The organism is Isoalcanivorax indicus (assembly GCF_003259185.1).
Classification (GTDB): domain Bacteria; phylum Pseudomonadota; class Gammaproteobacteria; order Pseudomonadales; family Alcanivoracaceae; genus Isoalcanivorax; species Isoalcanivorax indicus.
The window spans coordinates 234,713-255,887 of sequence record NZ_QGMP01000001.1; the positions used below are offsets into that span (position 1 = coordinate 234,713).

Sequence of the window (21,175 nt, forward strand, 5' to 3'; positions counted from 1 at the left end):
GACCTGTGCATGCCGGCTTTTTTTTACCCGGGCGGCTGATCCACCCCCGCCTGATCAAAGCTGGCCATCTCGTTATGCAGCGCGCAGGCGGCGCGCATCAGCGGCACGGCCACGGCCGCGCCGCTGCCTTCTCCCAGCCGCATACCCAGATCCAGCAACGGTTCGGCGTGCAGTGCGGTCAGCACATGCGTGTGTCCGGGTTCGCCCGAACGGTGTGCGAAATGCAGCCAGTCGCGCAGCGCCGGGTCATGGCGCACCGCCGCCAGTGCGGCGACGGAAACGATAAAACCATCCACCAGCACCGGCAGGCGTCGCGCCGCGCAGCCGAGCAAGGCGCCCGCCAGGGCAGCGATTTCGAAACCGCCCAGGGACGCGAGCGCGACCAGAGGTTGCCGGGCCTGCGCGCCGTGGGTGTTGGCATGGCGCTGCAAGGCGCGCTCGATCACCCGCGTCTTGTGCGCCACTCCGTGTGTGTCGAGCCCGGTGCCCGGGCCGACCAGCCGGGTCGCTGGCGCATCGAGCAACGCGCAGGCCAGCGCGCTGGCGCTGGTGGTATTGCCGATGCCCATTTCACCGCCAATGAACAACTCGGCGCCGGCTTCGGCAGCGCGCGCTGCGACCGCATCACCCGCGGCCAGTGCCTGATCCCGTTGTGCCGGCGTCATGGCGTCGGTCCGTGCCAGATTCGCAGTGCCGGGGCCGACCCGCACATCCTGCGCAGCGGGGTGCAGGGCGCCGAGCGTGCCGGTATCGATGATCTCGAAGGTGGCGCCGAGCTGCCGCGCCAGCACACTGATCGCGGCACCGCCCCCGGCAAAGTTGGCGATCATCTGCGCGGTAACGGCCTGCGGGAAGGCAGAAACACCTTCCTCACATACACCATGATCGCCGGCAAACAGCGCGATATGCACCCGTTCAACGGAAGGCTGCTCGCGACCCTGTTGAGCCGCAAGCGTGATCGCCAGTTGCTCAAGCCGACCGAGGGAGCCGGCCGGTTTGGTCAGGCGCGCCTGGCGCGCTCGGGCGTGCTCTGCAAAGGTGGCGTCCGGTGCCGTCACGGCGTGACCTCGTCGTCGCTGTCCTCGTCGATGCCCGGTGCCTGCATGAAGCTGACGCCAATCGGATTGCCGGAGGTGTTGATGCGGCGCAGCGTCGTATCGGCATCAGGATCCATGACGTAAAGACCGGGCGCCAGAATATCATCGCGGTTGTTGTCGACGATGAGGCCGAGGCCGACCCAGAGCTGCTGTTGGGGGCTGACGGCGAGGCTGGTGACATGTTGTGCCTCAATGTTCGCCACCACATCACCGACAGTGCCGGAAACCGGGTTGAAGCGGCGCAGGGTATTGTTCATCCAGCCGCCGTAGGTCACCAGGAAGCCGGTCTCTGCGTCTATCAGGGCAACACCGGAAATAGCGCCGAGTTCAGCACTGCCTTCGACCAGGCGGGTGGCCTCGTAGGTGTCGGCGTCAATGCGATCAATGCCACTGAGATCATTGCTGCCATAATTGCCGATACTCTGCACCAGCAGACCGATATCGGGATGATGGGTGATGTGTTCCGGATTGCGGGTAAACAGCGGAATGCCCGGCAGGCCTTCTTCGCCGTGTCCGGTAACGATTTCTTCATCGGTGTTGATATCGAAGACGGCGACATAGCTGGTGTTGGCGGGATCGAAGGGGCGCGGGTTGTCGTCGGCGCCGAAACCGCCCAGGCGCTGCAGCGTGATGAACAGCCTGTCATCGACGATCACTGCGCTGGACATGCGCGGCACATCGAAGCCATCCGGCGTGTAGTGGGACAGGTCCAGCGAACCGATATGGAAATCGTCCTCATGGGTAGCCGTCGGATCGACGATCCAGGCATGGGTGCTGCCGTAGCGCAGCAAGTAGGCTTTGTCATCGCTGGCAAAGATCATCGTGTAAGGATTGCTGGAGGCTTCGTCGCCAGCTTCGAGCGCGCTGTAGCGCCAGGTGAACAGGGCCGGTTGGTCGATATCCACTTTATTGATGCGATCCGTCTGGAAACGTTCGATCAGGTAATAGTCACGCCCATGGGTGACGACGGAAATATCGGATGCGGTGCTGTGGTAGGGGCCATAGGCGCGCCCCGGAGCCTGATCCAGATCTATGAGATCAATGCCGCCTGATGAAAAATCCGACGCCGCAGTGGTGACCACCGCAACGTTGCCGTCGAAGTTGGGGCGGCGATCGCTGCTGCCGGAACTGCCGCCGCAGGCGGCCAGCAGCAGTGTCAGCAAAGGCAACAGGATCAGGCGCGAGAACAATGCATATTGATGGCGCATGGGGTGCTCCAGGTTGAGGGTTACAAGGCGATATCCAGTGTCACGAAGGCGGCACGCCCGACACCGGGAAAACGGTTGAAGTCCTGATAGCGGCGGTCGCTGATATTGCGTACCTCCAGATCCAGCCGCAGGCGTGATGTGTGTTGCCAGCGTGGCAGCCAGCCGAGTCGTGCATCCATCAGCACACGGCTGTCGGCGCGCAAGGCGTTGACCGAGTCGTAATAGAGTTCGTCGTCGTAGCGGCCCAGCCAGGTCAGTTCGAAAGCGCCGATCTGCCAGTGGCTGCCAACACGGGCGCTACGGTGATACAGGCCCGGCAGTTTCCGCCCGTCCCGGTCGGCAATATTCGGTGAGCGGCTTTCGGAATCCAGCCAGGTGCCATGGGCATCCAGAGACCAGCGGCGGGTCACCTCCAGTCGTGCTTCGGCTTCAATGCCGATCAGTCGGCCTTCGCTGTTGATATAGCGTCCCACGCCGCGGGCGTCATAGATGGTCACGATGGCGGGGGAGAGGTCGCGGTGAAAGCCCGTCAACGCGAGGTGATAACGCGTCTGTGAAAAAGTGAGGCCAAGCTCGGTGTTGAGGGCTTCTTCAGCTTCCAGGTTCGGGTTGCCGACAAAGGCGCCCTGCTGACCGAATCGTTCCACCAGGGTTGGCAGGCGTGCTTGCCGGGACACGTTGGCCTGCATGCTCCATGCCTGTGTCAGGGCATAACGACTGCCCAGGTGCCAGCCGTGATACGTGCCGGTGACTCGCTCGCGCGACACGCTGTCGTCAGTGCCCACATCATCGGCATCGTCCCGCAGCGCGGTGTGGCGCAGCACGGCCTGGGTCTGCCAGCGTGCGTCATCACTATGCCATTCGTGACTGATGGCACTGGCCAGCACGCGCCGTTCGCGCTGCCCCGAGCGCTCCGGTTGCAAACGATTGTCCTGACACTGATCGTAGTGCTGCAGATCCAGCGCGACGCTGAAAATATGCCCGCCTTGCAACCAGCTCAGCGCATTGTGCAGTCCGATCTGGTCGGTATCCGTGGCGACGTCATACGTGCCCGTGCCGACGCGCCCGGTGCGATCGGCGTAATGCTCATCGAAGTGCGCCACCAGCAGCCGATGACTGTGATGCAAACGACCGGCAAACGGCTGCTGGCCGCGATATTGCAGTTGTGCGCGCTGCTGGGTGCGGGTCAGCCGGGCGCGGTTGTTGGCCCAGTTCTGGATGCTGGGAATGCCCTGATCCTTGTCGCTCCATTGCCACAGCAGGTCGATGTGGTCGCCGTTGTCGCGGGCCAGGTTCAGGCGCGCGCTGGCGTCGTCCTGGCGCACGTCGGCATTGCGCCGCCGCGTGCGTGCCCCGTCGTTGGGGTTGAACCAGTCTGCATGGTTGTCGAAGGGAAAATCGTTATCCGCCGCCTGATGGTTCAACGACAGCCAGTAGCCCAGCCGGTGTTGCTGGCCCCCGGTAAAAAGCCCGGCCCGGCGCGTGCCGAAGCTGCCGCCACCCAGCCGCACGCGCAGCCGCTCGGCGTCGGCGGTATCCAGCGATTCCAGGGCGATGGCGCCGCCAATCCCGGCTTGCGGATAACGTGCCGGGGCCTGGCCAGCATAAATATGAATGCGCCCGATATCGTGCAGGGAAATTTGCGTGGCATCGAAACCGCCATAGAGCGGATCGTTGAGCAGCATGCCGTCCAGAAACACCGGCAACTGCCGACCACTGGCGCCGCGCAACGTCAGGGTGCTGGCGCTGCCCAGGCCGCCGCTCTCGCGCAACTGCATGCCGGGCTGGTCGCGCAGGGTGTCGGCCAGTGTGGTAATGCGATGGGCAAAGGTCTCGCGTTCGATCACGCGCACCGTGCCCGTGCTGCCGACATGATCGTCGGCCGCGTTCAGGGCGCGGGCATGCACCGGCACCGGCTCCAGCGTGGCCGGTGGCCGGGCCTGCACAGGCCATGCACAGACCACCAGCAGGGCTGGCAGCAGGCGAAGTGCGCTCATGATCATCCCCCGTGCGGGCACAGGCGTGCCCCACAGTCTGCGGTGTTGGTTCTGGCAGCTATCAGGGGGGTGGAACGAAGAAACCCCACGCAACAGCCCACCGCAGTTGCGTCGATAGCCGGTGGCAGGCCGGTATCCGGGCTCTCGGTCGAAGGGGGTTCCGGTTGAGGAAACGCCTTCGGCATGACGCCTTCCCGCGCGTTGCGCAGTGGCTGGCGTGATCAAACGCCGGTCATGCCTGTCACCGATCACCGTTGCGGGGGCAGCGCTGGTCTTGGATCAGAGATCCGCACCAGACTTCCCGTTTAACGTCCTCGCGGACGCACCTGCCACGGTCGTGAAATCTCCGCGCATCCTAGACCGGCGCGAAGAAAAGTCAACCGGATGGCATCGCGCAGACTGGTCAGCGGCAGGCACGTCACGCACACTGTCGCTCCGTTTTCTGATGGCCCCTGCCGCCCCGAGACATGTCTGACGTGATGCCCGTACTGGTGTCCCTGCCGCTTGTGATGGTCAGTGCGCTGCTCCTGGATGCGCTCCTGGGTGAGCCGCGCCGCTGGCATCCGCTGGTCGGCTTCGGGCGCCTGGCCGCTGCGCTGGAGGCGCGTTTCAATCGCGCCCCCGGCTCGGTGTTTGCCGGTATGTTCGCGGCAGGCCTGCTGGTGTTGCCCCCCGTCGTGCTGGTGTTCTGGCTGAGTCGATGGCTGGACGGCCTGATGCTGTTCGTGTTGCAGGTACTGGGGCTGTGGTGGGCACTGGGCTGGCGCAGCCTGGCCGAACATGCCCGGGCGGTGGCGCTGCCACTGGCGGCGAGCGACCTGCCGCAAGCACGACACCAGGTGGCGCGTCTGGTCAGCCGCGACACGGCGCAACTGGATGCAGAAGGTGTGGCCGCTGCGGCGACGGAATCGGTACTGGAAAATGGCGCCGATGCCGTCTTTGCCAGCCTGTTCTGGTTTGCGCTGGCCGGGTTGCCGGGCGTGGTGTTGCATCGCCTGGTGAATACGCTGGATGCCATGTGGGGCTATCGCACGCCGCGCTTTCTTTACTTCGGCCGCGCGGCGGCGCGGCTGGACGACCTGCTGGGCTGGGTGCCCGCACGTCTGGTGGCACTGACCTATGCACTGGTGGGGCATGGCCGGGGCGCGCTGCGCTGCTGGCGGCGTCAGGCCTCGCAGTGGGACAGCCCTAATGCCGGGCCGGTGATGGCGGCGGGCGCCGGTGCCTTGCAGATCCGGCTGGGCGGCCCGGCGCCTTACCATGGCGGTTGGCGCCGACGGCCCGTGCTGGGCGAAGGCGAGACGGCGTCGGCGGATTCGATTTCGGCCGCGCTGCGTTTGCTGCGGCGGGGCGTCGCGGTTTGGGTGATTGTGATGATGGGAATCGCTGCCACATGACCGATGACCTTTCCCTTGAACACGGCGGCCGCCTGCACCGCGCGGCCCTGCAATGGAACCGCCCTGCGGGCCAGTGGCTGGACCTGTCCACCGGCATCAGCCCCTGGGCGTTTCCCCTGCCGCCTGTGCCGCGCGCAGTCTGGCAGCGCTTGCCGGACCCGGACGACGGTCTGTTGCCGCAGGCGCAGCGCTGGCTGGGGGCGCCGGACCACAGTGGTTGCGTGCTGGTGCCGGGCACGCAGAGCGCTATCCAGTGCCTGCCCTGGTTGTGGCGCACGCAGTACGGCGTGGCCCGGGTGGGTGTGCCTGCCGTGGGCTATGCCGAGCACGCCCGCTGCTGGGCGGCGGCGGGGCATCAGGTGCAGCCCCTGCATCCGGGTCAGGTCGACATGGCGCTGCCAACGCTGGACGTGTTGGTCTGGCTGAACCCGAACAATCCCACCGGGGAACTCACGGGCGACGCCGTCTTGCGCCGTTGGCAGGCGTCACTGGCGCAGCGCGGAGGCTGGCTGATTCTCGACGAAGCCTTTGTGGAAGCCGCGCCGGTGGCATCGCTGGGGTCGCTGTGCGGCGCACCGGGTTTCTGGGTGCTGCGCTCCCTGGGCAAGTTCCATGGCCTGGCGGGCGTGCGCGCCGGGGTGGTGGGTGGCCCGGCAGAGGCCTGTGGGCAACTGGCGGAGCAACTGGGTCCCTGGGCGTTGAGCGGCCCGGCGCGTTTTGCGCTGAATGCAGCCGTTCGTAATTCTGATTGGCCGATTCATCAGGCCCGCAGGCTGGCGACCATGGCCCGGGCGCTGGATCGTGTCCTGCAAGCCCGGGGGCTGGCACCTCAGGGGGAGTGCGATCTGTTCCGCTACTGTCTCACCACAGCGGCCGGGCCGTTGTTCGAGGCACTGGCCCGTCAGGGGGTTCTCGTTCGGCTGCTGACGTCGCCGTCCGCACTGCGTATCGGGTTGCCCGCCGACGATGACGGGTTGCTGCGGCTGGATCGGGCGCTGGCTCAGGCTATGCGCTGAGGCTGAAGTTGGCGCTCCGCGGGCGCTGTGCTACTGTCGCCGCGCATTCAGGTGTCCCGCAAGGGAGAAACGGGAAGACCGGTGAGGCCGCAGGCCAAACCCGGCGCTGCCCCCGCAACGGTGATCGGCAACAGGTATGACAGGGCACGCTTCAGGGCCCGGCCACTGCGCAACGCGTGGGAAGGCGTCGTACCGGGGATGAAGATTCCTGCCGTCAGCCCGGAGACCGGCCTGAGTGAGATCGAAAACGCCGGAGATTGCGGTGGGCAATCACGGGGCGCCGACAGGCCTGTCCGCCGGACAGCCGTGCCTGCCGTTCCCCGCCTTGATACCCCCGCCGCAATGCCTGATACGCTGCTCTGACCCGGGTGCTGCGGAATGCCCATGTGTCTGCACTGGATGACAAGGCTGTTGATGACTGGCCTGCTGACCACCGCCTCGCTGGCGTTGGCGGATACGCCTGCGCGCTGTGTGCTGGATGATGATGGCCATCGGGTGTGTCTGAATCACCCTGCGCAGCGGGTGGTGGCCCTGTCCCCCGGGGCGACCGAGCTGGTCTACGCTGCCGGGGGTGGCGCCCGTATGGTGGCCGCAGTGAACTACAGTGACTACCCGCCGGAAGCGGCCAGGCTGCCGCAACTGGGCAGTAACCGGCGACTGGATCTGGAAGCCCTGCTGGCGCTGGACCCGGACCTGATTCTGGTGATGCCGTCCGGTAATCCGCCGGAGCAGGTGGCGACGCTCAGGCGGCTCGGCCGCACGCTGTTTATTTCCGAACCGCAGACGTTTGAAGAGGTGGCCAGTTCGCTGGAGCGGCTGTCGATCCTGCTGGGCAGTGAATCGGAAGGGCATCAGGCGGCGGCGGATTTCCGCCAGGGCATCGAGGCATTGCGCCTGCGTTACCGCGATGCCGCCCCGGTGCCGCTGTTCTACCAGGTCTGGGACGAGCCCTTGATGACGGTGAACGACAGCCATTTCATTCATCAGGTCATCGATCTGTGTCGAGGCGAGAATATCTTTGCGGCGCTGCCACGGCAGATTCCACGCATCAGTCTTGAGTCGGTGCTGCAACGCAACCCCGAAGCCATCGTGGCGGGGGGCATGGGCGAAGAAAATGCGGACTGGCTGGATCATTGGCGGGCCTGGCCGGATCTCACGGCGGTGCAGCGCGACAATCTGTTCTTTGTGGCGCCCTCGCTGATCCAGCGCCCCACGCCGCGCTTACTGTACGGCGCCCGCGATCTGTGTGCGCATCTGGATACGGCCCGTGCGCGGCGTTAATCGAACGATTTTCGTGTTTGCGCTGCTGGTGCTGGCCGCGCTGCTGGCGTTGCTGGGTGCGGTGGCGTTTGGCAGTGAGCCGATTTCCCGCCAGCAACTGATTGCGGTTTTCGGCGGCGGTGGTGAGCCGCTGCACCGGATTCTGGTGCTGGAGTTGCGTGCTCCTCGTGCGCTGGCAGCGTTTGCTGTGGGCGGCTTGCTGGCCGTGGCCGGGGCCCTGATGCAGGTGCTGTTGCGCAATCCGTTGGCGGACCCCTATGTGCTGGGTTTGTCGGGTGGCGCGGCGGTGGGGGCGCTGGGCGCGATGTTCCTGGGGCTGGGTCTGCTGCTGGTGCCGACAGCCGCTTTCGGCGGCGCGCTGATTTCGGCGCTGCTGGTATTCGGTCTGGCGCATGGTACCGGCAGCTGGACACCCACCCGTTTGCTGCTCACCGGTGTCGTGGTTGCGGCGGGCTGGGGCGCGCTGATTACCTTGATGCTGGCGTTGAGTCCGGCGGAGCGTTTGCCGGGCATGCTGTACTGGCTGATGGGCGACCTGAGCTATGCGCGCAGTCCCTGGCCTGCTGTCACGGTGTTGCTGCTCGCCTGCCTGGTGCTGTTGCCGGCGGGCCGCACGCTGAACGTATTGGCCCGTGGCCCCTTGCAGGCGGCGGCACTCGGCGTCGCGGTACGGCCGGTGGAGTGGGGCATCTACGTGCTGGCAAGCCTGCTGACGGCGGTGGCGGTGACCACGGCGGGCAGCATCGGTTTTGTCGGCTTGATCGTGCCGCATATGCTGCGTCTGGTGCTGGGTAATGATCAGCGCGTGATCCTGCCTGCGGCGGCGCTGGCGGGTGGGGTGTTGCTGACCGTAGCCGATACCGTGGCGCGCACGACGCTGGCGCCGGAGCAGTTGCCGGTGGGGGTGATTACCGCCTTGTTGGGCGTGCCGACGTTCCTGTTCCTGCTGCACAGGAGTCGCGCTTCATGATGCAGATTGCAGATCTGGTGCTGGATATTCCCGGCCGTGCCGATGGCCGCGCGCTGACCCTGGAACTGGCCGCCGGGCAGGTATGGGGGGTGCTGGGGCCCAATGGCGTCGGCAAGACCACCTTGTTGCACACGCTGGCCGGATTGCGCACGCCGCGCTCGGGTGTTGTGTGTCTGGCAGATCAGCCACTGGCCCGTTTGTCACGCCGCAAAGTGGCGCAACGGCTGGCGGTGGTATTCCAGGAACGGCAGGACGGGTTTCCGTCCACGGTGATGGAAACCGTGTTGATCGGTCGCCACCCGTTCCTGTCGCCCTGGCAGATGGAGGGCGGTGACGATCTGGCCCGGGCGCGGACGGCGCTGGAGCGCCTGGACCTGTGGCCGTTGCGCGACCGCCTGTTGTCCACCTTGTCCGGCGGCGAACGTCAGCGCGTGGCGCTGGCCATGGCGCTGACCCAGGCGCCGGAGATCTGGTTGGCGGACGAGCCGACCAATCATCTCGACCTGCATCATCAGGTCAGCGTGATGCAGATGCTGCGCGCCGAAGCGGATGCCGGTCGCGCGGTCTGCCTGTGCCTGCACGACCTGAATCTGGCGGCGCGCTGGTGCGATCATGTGCTGTTGCTTTATCCCGACGGCGAAGCCTGCTGGGGCCCGGCCAGCACCATGCTGGTGCCCCACGCGCTGGAAAAACTCTACGGCCAGCCGCTGGCCGTGGCCCACATCGACGGCGCGCCGGTTTTTGTGCCGCGCGTCTGAAGTGACTGACGAGGATTCACCATGCGAGAAGACGCCAAAGACCCGAAACGCCATGCCGAGCGCATGGCGCGCAAACAGAAAATGATGCAGGCCCGCATCAAGGAAGCCGACAAGGCCCAGGGCATCCTGCTGGTCCTCACGGGCCCGGGCAAAGGCAAAAGCAGCTCCGGCTTCGGCATGGTGGCGCGTGCCCTCGGGCACAAGATGAAAGTCGGCGTCGTGCAATTCATCAAGGGCAGCTTCAGCACCGGCGAAGAGCGTTTTTTCCGGGCCCAGGACAATGTGGATTATCACGTCATGGGTGAGGGCTACACCTGGGATACGCAGGACCGCGAGCGCGACAGCCGCAAGGCGGAAGAAGCCTGGGAGATCGTCAAGCGCATGCTTTCAGACGACAGCTACAGCCTGATTGTGCTGGATGAGTTGAATATTGCCCTGCACTACGAGTATCTGGATCTGGATCGCGTGCTGGACGATTTGCAGAACCGGCCGCCGATGCAGCATGTGGTGGTTACCGGCCGCAACGCGCCGAAGGAGCTGATCGATCTGGCCGACACGGTGACGGAAATGAAGGAAGTCAAACACGCCTTCCGCGATCAGGGCGTGCGCGCCCAGAAAGGCGTTGAACTCTAACGCCCTGATGATCCAGGGCACCACCTCCGATGCGGGCAAGAGCACGGTGGTGGCCGCCCTGTGTCGTTCGCTGGCCCGGCGCGGCGTATCGGTGGCGCCGTTCAAACCGCAGAACATGGCGCTGAACAGCGCCGTCACGGTGGACGGCGGTGAGATCGGCCGTTCCACCGCCTTGCAGGCCGAGGCCTGCGGCATTGCCGCGCACAGCGACATGAACCCGGTGCTGCTGAAGCCGCAATCCGACACCGGCGCTCAGGTGATCCTGCGCGGTCGCGTGGCCGCCGTGCTGGAAGCCGGTGCTTACCAGGACTACAAGAAAAACGCCCGCGAGGCGGTGATGGACGCCTGGCAGGCGCTGACCGCGCGCCATGATCTGGTGATTGTCGAAGGCGCAGGCAGCCCGGCGGAAATCAATCTGCGCGCCAACGACATTGCTAATATGGGCTTTGCCGAAGCGGTGGACTGCCCGGTGTGGCTGGTGGCGGATATTGATCGCGGTGGCGTGTTCGCGCATCTGGTGGGCACGCTGGCCTTGCTGTCAGTGAGCGAGCAGCGCCGTGTCAGTGGCCTGCTGATCAACCGTTTTCGGGGTGATATCCGCCTGCTGCAGAACGGCCTCGACTGGCTGACCCAGCGCACCGGCAAGCCGCTGCTGGGTGTGTTGCCTTACCTGCAAGGCCTGTTGCTGGATGCCGAGGACAGTCTCGGCGACGTGGCGGTGCCTGCCCGTGAGGGCAGCCTGCGGGTGGTGGTGCCGGTGCTGCCGCGCATCAGCAATCACACCGATCTGGATGCCCTGCGGCTGCACCCGCAGGTGGAGTTGATTCTGGTGGGCCCGGATCAGCCCGTGCCGCCCGCCGATCTGATCATCCTGCCCGGCAGCAAAAGCACCCGCGCGGACCTGGCCTGGCTGCGTGCCCAGGGCTGGCCTGCGGTCTTGCAACGGCACCTGCGTTACGGCGGTCGTGTGTTGGGCATCTGCGGCGGCTTCCAGATGCTGGGTGACACCCTCGCTGACCCGGAGGGTCTGGAAGGGCCGCCCGGCGAGAGCCCCGGGCTGGGTCTGTTGCGCCTGAGCACCCGCATGGTGCCGGGCAAGCAGTTGCGCCAGGTGCGCGGGGTGTTCGCCGACCGAACCTTCGCAGACCGGGTCATCACCGATGACGCCGCGCAGGTGGAAGGCTACGAAATCCACAACGGCGTCAGCGATGGCCCGGCCCTGGCGCGGCCCCTGTTGGCACTGCATGACGCCGCAGGCCCCCGCCCCGACGGGGCTCGCAGCGATGACGACCAGATCGCTGGCACCTATGTCCACGGCCTGTTCGACCACCCCGACGCCTGCACCGCCCTGCTGCGCTGGGCGGGTCTCGCCGACGCTACGCCCGTGGACTACCGCGCCCACCGCAACACCCAGCTCGACCGCCTGGCCGACATGCTGGACGCCCACCTGGACCCGGCCACTCTGGACCGTCTGTGCGAAGGCCGCACCTGCGGTCGCACCTGCGGCCGCACCTGCGGCCGCACCTGCGGTCGCACCTGCGGTCGCACCTGAACACCAAACAGCCGGGCGCTTCGGAAAATTGCCGGAAAGCGCCCGATTCGTCTGAAAATCGCCGCAGCACACGTAGGCCGGGTGCCATGACAAATGTCAGGGCATGTCCATCAGTGCATTGGCGGCCTCGCGGTCCTGTTTCAGGCGGTGTTTGCCCAGGCGCAGCACCAGCGGGGCGGCGATAAAGATCGACGAGCCGGTGCCCACGACAATGCCGAACAGCATCGGCAAGGCAAAGCTGGACACCGCATCGCCGCCGGCGATGGCCATGGGCAGCAAGGCCAGGAAGGTCGTGGCCGAGGTGAACAGGGTGCGTGTCAGCGTGCCGGTCAGGCAGCGGTTGATCAGTTCGCCGAGCGGCATGTCCGGGGTCTGTGCCAGTTGCTCGCGCATACGGTCGAACACCACCACCTTGTCATTCACCGAATAACCGATCAGCGCCAGCAGGGCGGCGATGGCGGTCAGGTTGAACTCGATGCCGGTGAGCGCCAGAAAGCCGAACGTCTTGGTCAGGTCCAGCGCCAGGGTGGCCATGGCGGCGGTGGCAAAGGGCGCGGCAAAACGCAGCCGCAGGTAGGCGAACATGCCGCCGCCTGCGAGCAGCACGGCCAGCAGGCTGGTTTCCAGAAACTGGCCGCTGACGCTGGGGCCGACGTTATCCACTTTCGGAAAATCAGCATCGGGCGCGACGCCGCGCAGGGCGGTCTGCACCGTGTCGATACGGCTGTTGTCGCTGCCTGCGGGCAGGCGCACGCGGTACTGCCCTGGGTCACCGAACTGTTGCAGGCTGGCCTCGGTGACACCGGCCTGCAGCAGCGCGGCGCGCAGCGGTTCGATCGTCGTATCAGCGCCCGCATTGACCTCGATGGCGGTGCCGCCCCGGAAGTCGATGCCCTGATTCAGTCCGGGCGAGAACCATAGCCCGATGGAGGCCAGTGACAACAGGATCGACAGCAACAGCCCGGCGCTGCGCACGCGCATAAAGCCCAGCGGCCTGTCCTCATGGAAGCATGTCAGCCAGCCCCGTTCCGGCAAGGCCAGTGCCGCGCCCGGGCGGCGGCGCACGGTGGCGGTCATCAGCAGGCGCGTCACGCCCACGGCGGTGAACATGGACACCAGCAGCCCGGCGCCCATGGTGACGGCAAACCCGCGAATGGGTCCGCTGCCGAACATGAACAACAGACTGACCGCGATCAGCGTGGTGACGCTGGCATCCACAATGGTGCCGAAGGCGCGATCAAAACCGGCATTGAGCGCGCTCATGGCGCGGCGGCCGCGGCGGGTTTCCTCGCGGATGCGCTCATTGATCAGGATATTGGCGTCCACCGCCATGCCGATGCTGAGAATCAGCCCGGCGATACCTGGCAGGGTCAGGGTGGCCCCGAGCAGCCCCAGCAGGCCCAGGGTCAGCAGCACATTGAGCACCAGTGCGGTGTTGGCGATCAGCCCCCAGCGACCGTAGATCACCAGCATGAAGCCCAGTACCAGCGCGGCGCCGAGCAGCCCGGTGGTGACGCCCATCTGGATGGCATCGCTGCCCAGATCCGGGCCCACGGTGCGTTCTTCCACTACCGTCAGCGGCGCGGGCAGGGCGCCGCTGCGCAGCAGCAGGGCCAGTTCGCTGGCGTCGCCGCTGGTAAAGCCGCCGCTGATCTGGCCGTGGCCACCGGTGATGGCGGTGCGGATCACCGGCGCCGTAATCACCTGGCCATCCAGTACCACGGCAAAGGCCCGGCCCACGTTGGCGCGGGTGATGTCGGCAAAGCGTTGTGCGCCCACCTTGTTCAGGTGAAAGGTGACCAGCGGCTCGCCGGTGCGGTCGTCAAAGCCGAGGCGGGCGTCCTCCAGATGTTCGCCTTTCAACAGTGCGGTGCGTTGCACCGGGTAAAGGTGCTGGCCTTGCCGGTCCGGCAATTCCTGAACCCCGGGGCCGCTCTGGTCGGCCACCAGATGAAAGGTCATGACCGCCGTGCGACCGAGCAGGCGCTTGATCTCGCCCGGGTCGGTGACGCCGGGCATCTGCACCAGCACACTGTGGCTGCCCTGGCGCGTGATCAGGGGTTCCACCACGCCGGTGTCATCCAGGCGTCGGCGCACCACTTCCAGGCTGCGTTCCACGGCGTCGCGGGTCAGGGCTTCGCGCCAGGCATAGGTGGCAACCAGCGTCAGACGTTGGCCGTCCTGCGTGACATTGAAGGCGGTGGGGCGCTGTTCGCGCGCCAGCCGCTGGGCCAGTTCCAGTGCGGCGTTCTGGTCAGCGGGCAGGCCCAGCCGCAGGCTGACGCTGCCATCCTCGTTCAGGACCGGGCGGCTGTGTCGCAGCCCGGCGTCGTCCAGGTGCTGGCCCAGGGCCAGGGCCTGTTGCAGCAGGTGTTCGCCGGCCAGGCGGTCGGTGTCCACGTCCAGCAGCAGGTGTGAGCCACCGCGCAGATCCAGACCCAGGTTGATGTGTCGTTCGGCCCAGATATCGGGCAGGGCATGACGGGCGTGTTCCGGCAGCAGCGAAGGCAATACGGCGCCGAGCCCGAGCAGGATCACCAGCCCGTAGGCGATGACCCGGGAATAGAAGGATTGCATGAGTTGTCCTGTCTGATCGTGTTGTCGGACCGGAAGGCGAGCACGCACGAGGCATCAGCCGCGCGGCGTGTGGCGTCCGGCGTCGGGCTGTCGCAAGGACAGCGGCGGATCAGATCAGAGCGGGTGGGGCGCGGGGATGGCCAGGATGCCGTTCAAGGTGACGGGCCAGCGTCGGGGCGGCAGGCAGGGGCACCGCGCCGCGTTGTGGCAGGGTGTGGCGGGCCGCAGGTGCGGTCGCTATGGCCGGGGTGTCGTCGGCCTCGTGAGGCGGTGACGTCAGAAGATGACCGGGCAGATCGCGGACCACGGCCAGCGTGGGAATGTCCACGCTGTGCTGACCTGCGGGGCCATCCAGATCCAGCGCACGCGCTGTGCCCGCCGACAGCAGGCCGGGCAGGATCAGCAGCAACCAGAGACTGCGCCAGGCACGCGGCCACGACGCCGGGGCGGCGTGCTGGCGAGGCGTATCCTGTGAAACAGGCTGCAAGGGGAGGGTCACTGTGCGAATCCGTTGGCGCCTGGTCGGGCGTGCTGGGCCATTATGCTATGCCTCTATGACGGGCACGGCAATCTGAAGTTCGGCTTGCTATCATCGCGTCGTCAACCCGGTGGAGACGCACATGAAGACCGAACGCGGAGCGCTGATGCTGTCAGCGGCGATGGCGTTGTTGCTGGGTGTGGTGGGCGTCACCGCCGCCCTGGGTTCGGGATCGCGGGCTATCCTGCTGGACGGCCTGTTCAACCTGACCTACTTCCTGGTGGCGGTGATTACGGTGCGCGTGGGGGCGCTGGCGGCCGGGCCGGACAACGAGCGCTTCCCATACGGTTATGCCTACTTCGAGTCGCTGGTGAATGCCGGCAAGGGCTTGCTGATTCTGGGCATCTCCGGTGTCGCCCTGGTGGACGCGGTGATGACGCTGCTGACCGGCGGCCGCGAGATTGCCGCCGGCCTGGCCATTGTCTACGCCTCCTTTGCGACGCTGGCCTGTTCCGCTACGGCCTGGATGATGCATCGCACACGTCGGCATGTGCGCAGCCCGCTGGTGCGTGCCGATTTTGAAAACTGGCTGGTGAACAGCCTGATTTCCGCCGCTGTGCTGGGGGCGTTCTGTCTGGTGCCGTTGTTCCGTTGGCTGGGCTGGACGTCGCTGGTGCCGTATGTGGATGCGGTGCTGGTGCTTGGTGTGGTGCTGTTGTGCCTGAGCGTACCGATCCGCATGGCGTCGCGTGCGGTCATGGAACTGCTCAATCGTACACCGCCTGCCTCACTGGCCGTGCCGGTGCGTCATGCCATCGAAGAGGCGCTGTCGAACCTGCCGGTGCAAGCCTTGTATGTGCGCATGGTGCGTCCGGGTCGCATGCTGTATGTCACGGTGCATGTGGTGTTGCCGCAGGATTATGCGGTGCACACGCTGGCAGAACTTGATGACGCTTATCGGCAGGTCTACGCGGCGGTGCGGCGGGTGCATGCCGTTACCGTGGCCGATGTGGTGTTCACGGCCGATGAAACGCTGGCGGCGCCGATGCGACTTTCATGAGCTGGTGATAATGCAGCCGTTTTTCACGCAAGCCTCACGCCGAGGCGTCTGATTTTTCGCTTTTTTTCGTTCTGTGACGAACAGAAACCGTTGCCGGGTGGTATCCCCTTCTCCCAGTTCCTATGCTGTGGCTTTGCTATGTGCTGTGGAGATTTTCTATGCCCGCTTCCCGACGCGCGTCCGCGCTGTTGACGGCGCTATCGACGCTGTTTTTCGGTGTGCTACTGCTTCTCTCTCCGGGAAGTGTGGCGCACGCTCAGGAGGATTCCGCCTATCGTGTGTTGGCCGATATTCTTGCTGATGATGCGCGACGCGCTGATCTGATTGCCGAGCTGGAGCGGCTGGCGGAGGGCGATGTGGCGTTGCCGGAGGTGGCAGTGGCCGATGTCGATATGGCGTTGGCGCCCAGCGGCCAGACGCTGGAACAGGTGTCGCTGGCGCGTCGTATTGCCAACAGCACACAGGATTTTGCTCAAGGCATTGTCAGCGAGTTCTCGGGCGGCGTCGATGCGGTGACGGCACTGGGCAGTGCGCGCGATGCGCTGAACATGCCGGAGATTGCGCGCGCCCTGGGCAATCTGGGGTTGGTGATTCTGGCCACCCTCATTCTGTTCTTCGTGTTTCGGCGCCTGGCCAGGCCCCTGTTCGGTCGAGCCAATCGCTGGGTCAAGACGAAGCCCTCACTGATGCGCCGTGGTGTCGGCATCATCGGGGCGTCTGCGCTGGATCTGATGGTGGTGCTGCTGGCCTGGATCAGTGGTTATCTGGTGGCGCTGTTTGTCATCGGTGAGCCCGGCGAGATGGATGCGCGGGAATCCCTGTTCCTGAATGCCTTCCTGTTGATCGAGGTGTTCAAGGTGGCCTTGCGGACCGTCTTTGCATCCCGTGATGACAGCCTGCGCCTGCTGCCCATTCCGGCGGAAGATGCGGCCTACTGGAACGCCTGGCTGGCGCGGTTGAGCGGCTTTATCGGTTACGGTGTGCTGCTGATCGTGCCGATGATCAACTTCAATATCTCGCCAGCGCTGGGTCGCATGGTCACGCTGGTCATCATGGGGCTGGCCTTCGTGTATGCGCTGGCCGTCATCATGCAGAATCGCGACAGCGTATCCCATGCCTTGCAGCAGCGTGCCAATCGCGCCGATATGGCGATCTCGCGAGTGGCGATCGGTATGCTGGCGCGCAGCTGGCATGTGCTGGCAATCGGCTATTTTGCCGCGCTGGGCATTGTCACCCTGCTGCGCCCGGAAACGGCGCTGCCCGCCATGCTGTCGGCCACGGTGCAGTCGCTGGCGGCGATCGGTATCGGCGTGTTCGTGTCGCTGGTGCTGACGCGGGTGATCAGTCATCAACTGGTGCTGCCGGAAGAAACCCGGCAGCGCTTCCCGATGCTGGAAACACGGCTTAATGGCTTCGTGCCGCGCGCGTTGCGCACCATGCGGTTGCTGATTATTGCGGTGGTGTCACTGGTGGTGATCAATGCCTGGGGCGTCTTCAATGTCGGGGACTGGCTGGTATCGGATGCGGGCACGCACACGGTGGGCGCGCTGATCAGTGTGTTGCTGATTGTGCTGGTGGCATCGGTGTTGTGGATCGGACTGGCCAGCTGGATCGAGCAGCGCCTCAACCCGGAAACGGGAAGCGGCGAGCCGAGTGCGCGGGAGCGCACCCTGCTGACCATCTTCCGCAATGCCGTGGCGGTGGTGCTGGTGGTTATGACAGCGATGATCATCCTGTCCGAAATCGGGATCAATATCGGGCCGCTGATTGCCGGTGCCGGGGTACTGGGTCTGGCCATCGGTTTTGGTGCCCAGAAGCTGGTGCAGGATGTGATTACCGGGGTCTTCATTCAGCTGGAAAATGCCATCAATGCGGGCGACATCGTGACCGCAGGCGGTGTCACCGGTACGGCGGAAAAGCTGACCATCCGTTCCCTGGGGATTCGCGATCTGTCCGGCACCTATCATCTGATTCCTTTCTCGTCGGTGGACACGGTCGCCAACTACATGCGTGAGTTCGCCTATCACGTCGGTGTGTACGGCGTGGCGTATCGTGAAGATACCGATGAGGTGATCGGCCTGCTGCGTGATGCCTTTGACGAGTTGGTCAGCGATGAGGAGCAGCGCGCGAAGATTCTGGGCGAGCTGGAAGTGCACGGGGTGACGGCGCTGGGGGACAGCTCCGTCGACATCCGTGTGCGCATCAAGACGTTGCCAGGTGTGCAGTGGGCGGTGGGTCGCGCCTACAATCGACTGGTGAAACGACATCTGGACGCGGCGGGTGTCGAGATTCCGTTCCCGCACATGACGTTGTACTTTGGTCAGGACAAGGATGGCAGCGCGCCGCCGGCGCCGGTGCAGATCCAGCAGCCGAAAGCGTTGCCGTCGGCGCGTGGCCAGGATTCGTCGGCGCGCAGCGAGACCAATGCGGTGGAGCGCGGCGACTACGACGATGCGGATGATTGAAGGAGAGAAAAGATGAAATCGGTGCCAGCGCTGGTCGTGCTGCTGGGGTTGTGGCTGATCCCGACCCTGGCGCCTGCGGAGGTGACCGAGCGAATCCGTCATCGCCTTGAGGTGTTGCAGGCGCCGGGTGAACTGGAAGCCGGGGGCGAGCGGCTCTATACGGCCGCGGTGCTGCAGGACTTTTATGAAGCGCGCGGTTATCGGCCGATCTGGTTTGATGAGGCCACGCCGCGTCGCGCACTGACCGGGTTGCCCGCGGCCATTGCTGCGGCTCACCACGAGGGCCTGTTGCCCGAGCACTATCACCTGGCAGCGCTGGAGTCGGTACTGGCACAGCTGGCTTCACAACCGGCGGGGCAGCGCGACAGTCGGGTGATTACCGATGCGGAGTTACTGGCCTCCGATGCTTTCCTGCTGCTGGCGAAGCATTACGCCGACGGCAAGGTGGACCCCGCGCGGGTTGATCCCGGCTGGTTCCTGGGGCGCGAGGATACGGTGCTGATCCCCGCTCTGGAGCAGGCCGCCCGTGGTGACGTGGGGACACCGGCCAGTGTGCTGGCGGACAGGCTGCCGCCACAGCCGGCCTATGCAGCCCTGCGCGAGCGGCTGGCCTTGCAGCGCAGTCTGAGCGGGGAATGGACCCGGGTGGCGGAGGGGCCGACCCTGCGCGAGGGGGAACATGCCGAGCGGGTCGAGGCACTGCGTCGGCGCTTGATCGAACTGGCGGACCTGACGGACGAGGCGGTGCCCGACCCGAGGCACTTCGACGCGCCGTTGGCGGCGGCGGTGCGCCGCTTCCAGCGTCGCCATGGCCTGGAGGCGGATGCCGTGGTCGGGGCGCGCACCCTGGAGGCGCTGAACGTGTCGCCCGAGGCGCGCATCGAGCAATTGCGGGTCAACATGGAGCGCTGGCGGTGGCTGCCTGCCGATCTGGGCAACGAACATATTCTGGTGAATATCGCGGGGTTCTTCATGACCGTGATGGCCGACGGTGAGGAGGTGATGCGCCAGCGCGTGGTGGTGGGGCGTCCCTACCGACGCACGCCGGTGTTCACCGGCCGGATGACCTATCTGGTGCTGAACCCGTCCTGGGAGGTGCCCCATTCGCTGGCGGTGCAGGATCAACTGCCGCAGATACGCCGCGACCCGAATTACCTGCATGACATGGGTTTTCAGGTGCTCAGGGGTTGGGGGGCCCAGGAGGAGCGGGTGGACCCGGCCAGCGTGGATTGGCAGGCTCTGGGGCCGCGCCAGTTCCCGTATCGGCTGCGCCAGTCGCCTGGGCCGCGCAACGCGCTGGGGCAGGCCAAGTTCATGTTTCCCAATCAACATAATGTCTACCTGCATGACACCCCGGCGCGAGGCCTGTTTGCACGCGAGGACCGGGCGGCCAGCTCCGGGTGTATTCGCGTGAGTGACCCGGTGGGGCTGGCGGAATGGCTGCTGGACGGCCCCGGGCGGCCCCAGGTGATGTCACGGGAACGAATTCGCCGGACGCTGGACCAAGGGGCTGAGACCACCGTGCGTCTGGGGCGTGCGGTGCCGGTACACCTGCTCTACTGGACAGCGTGGGTGGAAGCCGACGGGCAGGTATATTATGTCCGGGATGTTTACGACCGTGATCCGGCCGTGCGCACGGCGCTGAATGAGGCGCCGCCCCGCTGAGGGACAGCGGGGTGTGCCGGGGGGCTCACTCCCTTATTCTTCTTTCTGGAGTTCCGTGCGCCATGTGGGTGATGCGGTGCGTACTGGTGTGGTGTCTGGCCATGCCGTTCTGGGCGGTGGCGGCGTCGGAGTTCGATGCGGGCCATGCGCCTTTTTCCATCACGGTATCCGGCAAGGATATTGCCTACCGTGATTTTGCGCGGCTGGCGATGCCGGGCGAGCAGGTCACCGTCCGGGTGCCCGCGGCAGAAAGCGGGCGCGGCGGCTTTACGCTGTTGCTCGACGGTCAGCCGCAGCCTGCCCGCTCTGCCGGTATGTGGCGCTGGCGTGTGCCCGATCAGCCCGGCGTGCAACAGGTGCGGGTGCGGCGCGCTGATGGTCAGCAGGTTCAGGTGCATGTGTTTATCGTGCGGCCACTGGACGACGTCAAGGGGCAGTACCTGAACGGTTACCGGATCGGTAGCTATCCTGCATCGCCACTGCAGGGAAACCCCGTTTATCTGCCACCCCCCGGGTTTATCGAGGTGACAGAGGATATGCTGGATATCCGGTTGTCGCCGCATTTCACGCTGGGTCAGTTTCTGTGCAAGCAGCAACCGGATGTCTGGCCGAAATACATGGCGCTGCGCGAACCGCTGCTGGTCAAGCTCGAACTGTTGCTGGAGGAGGTCAACCGGCGTGGCATTCGCACGGATTCGTTCGTGGTCATGAGCGGTTTCCGCACGCCCTGGTACAACGCCAATATTGGTAACGGCGCCTACTCCCGGCATATCTGGGGTGGCGCGGCGGACATTTACATTGATACGAATGGCAGCGGGCGCATGGATGATCTGAACGGAGACGGCAAGCTGGATATGGCCGATGCGCGCGTCCTGCACGACATTGCCGAGTCCCTGTTTGCCGAACCGTTGTTCAGTCGTTTGCAGGGCGGGCTCGGTCTGTACGGCGCGCGCGCACACCGTGGCGCCTTTCTGCATGTGGATGCACGCGGCCACGAGGCGCGCTGGGCCATTCCCTGACG

General features: G+C 65.6%; 16 protein-coding genes and 2 riboswitches. Of the genes, 11 read left to right on the forward strand and 5 right to left on the reverse strand.

Going from position 1 to position 21,175, the window contains the following annotated elements; genetic code table 11:
• Positions 1-23: 23 nt before the first annotated feature.
• Genes cobT through DKW65_RS01120 form a run of 3 tightly spaced genes read right to left on the reverse strand, consistent with a single transcriptional unit; the run spans position 24 to position 4,302 of the window.
• Complete coding sequence (gene cobT, locus DKW65_RS01110) at positions 24-1,058, reverse strand: nicotinate-nucleotide--dimethylbenzimidazole phosphoribosyltransferase (protein ID WP_111655520.1); 1,035 nt, start codon at positions 1,056-1,058, stop codon at positions 24-26.
• Positions 1,055-2,305: an NHL repeat-containing protein gene (locus DKW65_RS01115; RefSeq protein WP_111655521.1), complete on the reverse strand. Its 1,251-nt coding sequence runs from the start codon at positions 2,303-2,305 to the stop codon at positions 1,055-1,057. Before DKW65_RS01115 ends, cobT begins: the two co-directional genes overlap by 4 nt.
• 20 nt (positions 2,306-2,325) lie before the next feature.
• The gene (locus DKW65_RS01120; protein WP_162925635.1) at positions 2,326-4,302 is read right to left on the reverse strand and encodes a TonB-dependent receptor; all 1,977 of its coding nucleotides are present in this window, start codon (positions 4,300-4,302) and stop codon (positions 2,326-2,328) included.
• 110 nt (positions 4,303-4,412) lie between these two features.
• Positions 4,413-4,647: riboswitch (cobalamin riboswitch) on the reverse strand.
• A gap of 122 nt (positions 4,648-4,769) precedes the next feature.
• On the opposite strand from DKW65_RS01120, the gene cbiB reads away from it, so the two are divergent.
• From cbiB to DKW65_RS01155, 7 genes are all read left to right on the forward strand, one after another.
• Complete coding sequence (cbiB, locus tag DKW65_RS01125) at positions 4,770-5,699, forward strand: adenosylcobinamide-phosphate synthase CbiB (RefSeq protein ID WP_111655523.1); 930 nt, start codon at positions 4,770-4,772, stop codon at positions 5,697-5,699.
• Entirely contained in the window at positions 5,696-6,715 is a 1,020-nt protein-coding gene (locus DKW65_RS01130) for a threonine-phosphate decarboxylase (protein ID WP_111655524.1), read from the forward strand. Before cbiB ends, DKW65_RS01130 begins: the two co-directional genes overlap by 4 nt.
• Positions 6,716-6,747: 32 nt before the next feature.
• Positions 6,748-6,964: riboswitch (cobalamin riboswitch) on the forward strand.
• Between the two features lie 165 nt (positions 6,965-7,129).
• On the forward strand, positions 7,130-7,996 hold the full coding sequence (locus DKW65_RS01135; RefSeq protein ID WP_245932364.1) for a cobalamin-binding protein: 867 nt from the start codon (positions 7,130-7,132) through the stop codon (positions 7,994-7,996).
• The gene (locus DKW65_RS01140) at positions 7,983-8,966 is read left to right on the forward strand and encodes a FecCD family ABC transporter permease (RefSeq protein ID WP_111655525.1); all 984 of its coding nucleotides are present in this window, start codon (positions 7,983-7,985) and stop codon (positions 8,964-8,966) included. The genes DKW65_RS01135 and DKW65_RS01140 overlap by 14 nt, the downstream gene beginning before the upstream one ends.
• Positions 8,963-9,724, forward strand: coding sequence for an ABC transporter ATP-binding protein (locus DKW65_RS01145; protein WP_111655526.1), 762 nt, complete (start codon positions 8,963-8,965; stop codon positions 9,722-9,724). The genes DKW65_RS01140 and DKW65_RS01145 overlap by 4 nt, the downstream gene beginning before the upstream one ends.
• A 21-nt stretch (positions 9,725-9,745) precedes the next feature.
• Positions 9,746-10,357, forward strand: a complete 612-nt coding sequence (cobO, locus tag DKW65_RS01150) for a cob(I)yrinic acid a,c-diamide adenosyltransferase (RefSeq protein WP_111655527.1) — start codon at positions 9,746-9,748, stop codon at positions 10,355-10,357.
• Between the two features lie 7 nt (positions 10,358-10,364).
• Positions 10,365-11,909 carry a cobyric acid synthase gene (locus DKW65_RS01155; RefSeq protein WP_111655528.1) on the forward strand — a complete coding sequence of 515 codons (1,545 nt, stop codon included), beginning with the start codon at positions 10,365-10,367 and terminating at the stop codon, positions 11,907-11,909.
• A gap of 96 nt (positions 11,910-12,005) precedes the next feature.
• On the opposite strand, the gene secD is transcribed toward DKW65_RS01155, so the two are convergent.
• Entirely contained in the window at positions 12,006-14,486 is a 2,481-nt protein-coding gene (gene secD, locus DKW65_RS01160; RefSeq protein WP_111655529.1) for a protein translocase subunit SecD, read from the reverse strand.
• Positions 14,487-14,595: 109 nt separating this feature from the next.
• Complete coding sequence (locus tag DKW65_RS01165; protein ID WP_162925636.1) at positions 14,596-14,973, reverse strand: hypothetical protein; 378 nt, start codon at positions 14,971-14,973, stop codon at positions 14,596-14,598.
• A 133-nt stretch (positions 14,974-15,106) separates the two neighbouring features.
• Here DKW65_RS01165 and DKW65_RS01170 point away from each other — a divergent pair, with 133 nt between their 5' ends.
• The 4 genes from DKW65_RS01170 to DKW65_RS01185 all read left to right on the forward strand — a co-directional run bounded on the left by DKW65_RS01170 (position 15,107) and on the right by DKW65_RS01185 (position 21,173).
• Positions 15,107-16,024 carry a cation diffusion facilitator family transporter gene (locus DKW65_RS01170; RefSeq protein ID WP_111655531.1) on the forward strand — a complete coding sequence of 306 codons (918 nt, stop codon included), beginning with the start codon at positions 15,107-15,109 and terminating at the stop codon, positions 16,022-16,024.
• A 158-nt stretch (positions 16,025-16,182) separates the two neighbouring features.
• Positions 16,183-18,489 (forward strand): mechanosensitive channel protein, encoded by a 2,307-nt coding sequence (gene ybiO / locus DKW65_RS01175; RefSeq protein ID WP_111655532.1) that lies wholly within the window; start codon positions 16,183-16,185, stop codon positions 18,487-18,489.
• Positions 18,490-18,501: 12 nt separating this feature from the next.
• Positions 18,502-20,154, forward strand: a complete 1,653-nt coding sequence (locus tag DKW65_RS01180; protein ID WP_111655533.1) for a L,D-transpeptidase family protein — start codon at positions 18,502-18,504, stop codon at positions 20,152-20,154.
• Positions 20,155-20,216: 62 nt separating this feature from the next.
• Entirely contained in the window at positions 20,217-21,173 is a 957-nt protein-coding gene (locus tag DKW65_RS01185) for a D-Ala-D-Ala carboxypeptidase family metallohydrolase (protein ID WP_111655534.1), read from the forward strand.
• Positions 21,174-21,175: the final 2 nt, after the last annotated feature.

Coding starts and splice junctions, on each gene's coding strand:
- DKW65_RS01115 (WP_111655521.1), bottom strand. CDS start 2,305: ATGCGCCATCAATATGCATTGTTCTCGCGCCTGATCCTGTTGCCTTTG.
- DKW65_RS01120 (WP_162925635.1), bottom strand. CDS start 4,302: ATGAGCGCACTTCGCCTGCTGCCAGCCCTGCTGGTGGTCTGTGCATGG.
- cbiB (WP_111655523.1), top strand. CDS start 4,770: ATGTCTGACGTGATGCCCGTACTGGTGTCCCTGCCGCTTGTGATGGTC.
- DKW65_RS01130 (WP_111655524.1), top strand. CDS start 5,696: ATGACCGATGACCTTTCCCTTGAACACGGCGGCCGCCTGCACCGCGCG.
- DKW65_RS01135 (WP_245932364.1), top strand. CDS start 7,130: ATGACTGGCCTGCTGACCACCGCCTCGCTGGCGTTGGCGGATACGCCT.
- DKW65_RS01145 (WP_111655526.1), top strand. CDS start 8,963: ATGATGCAGATTGCAGATCTGGTGCTGGATATTCCCGGCCGTGCCGAT.
- cobO (WP_111655527.1), top strand. CDS start 9,746: ATGCGAGAAGACGCCAAAGACCCGAAACGCCATGCCGAGCGCATGGCG.
- DKW65_RS01155 (WP_111655528.1), top strand. CDS start 10,365: ATGATCCAGGGCACCACCTCCGATGCGGGCAAGAGCACGGTGGTGGCC.
- secD (WP_111655529.1), bottom strand. CDS start 14,486: ATGCAATCCTTCTATTCCCGGGTCATCGCCTACGGGCTGGTGATCCTG.
- DKW65_RS01170 (WP_111655531.1), top strand. CDS start 15,107: ATGAAGACCGAACGCGGAGCGCTGATGCTGTCAGCGGCGATGGCGTTG.
- ybiO (WP_111655532.1), top strand. CDS start 16,183: ATGCCCGCTTCCCGACGCGCGTCCGCGCTGTTGACGGCGCTATCGACG.
- DKW65_RS01180 (WP_111655533.1), top strand. CDS start 18,502: ATGAAATCGGTGCCAGCGCTGGTCGTGCTGCTGGGGTTGTGGCTGATC.
- DKW65_RS01185 (WP_111655534.1), top strand. CDS start 20,217: ATGTGGGTGATGCGGTGCGTACTGGTGTGGTGTCTGGCCATGCCGTTC.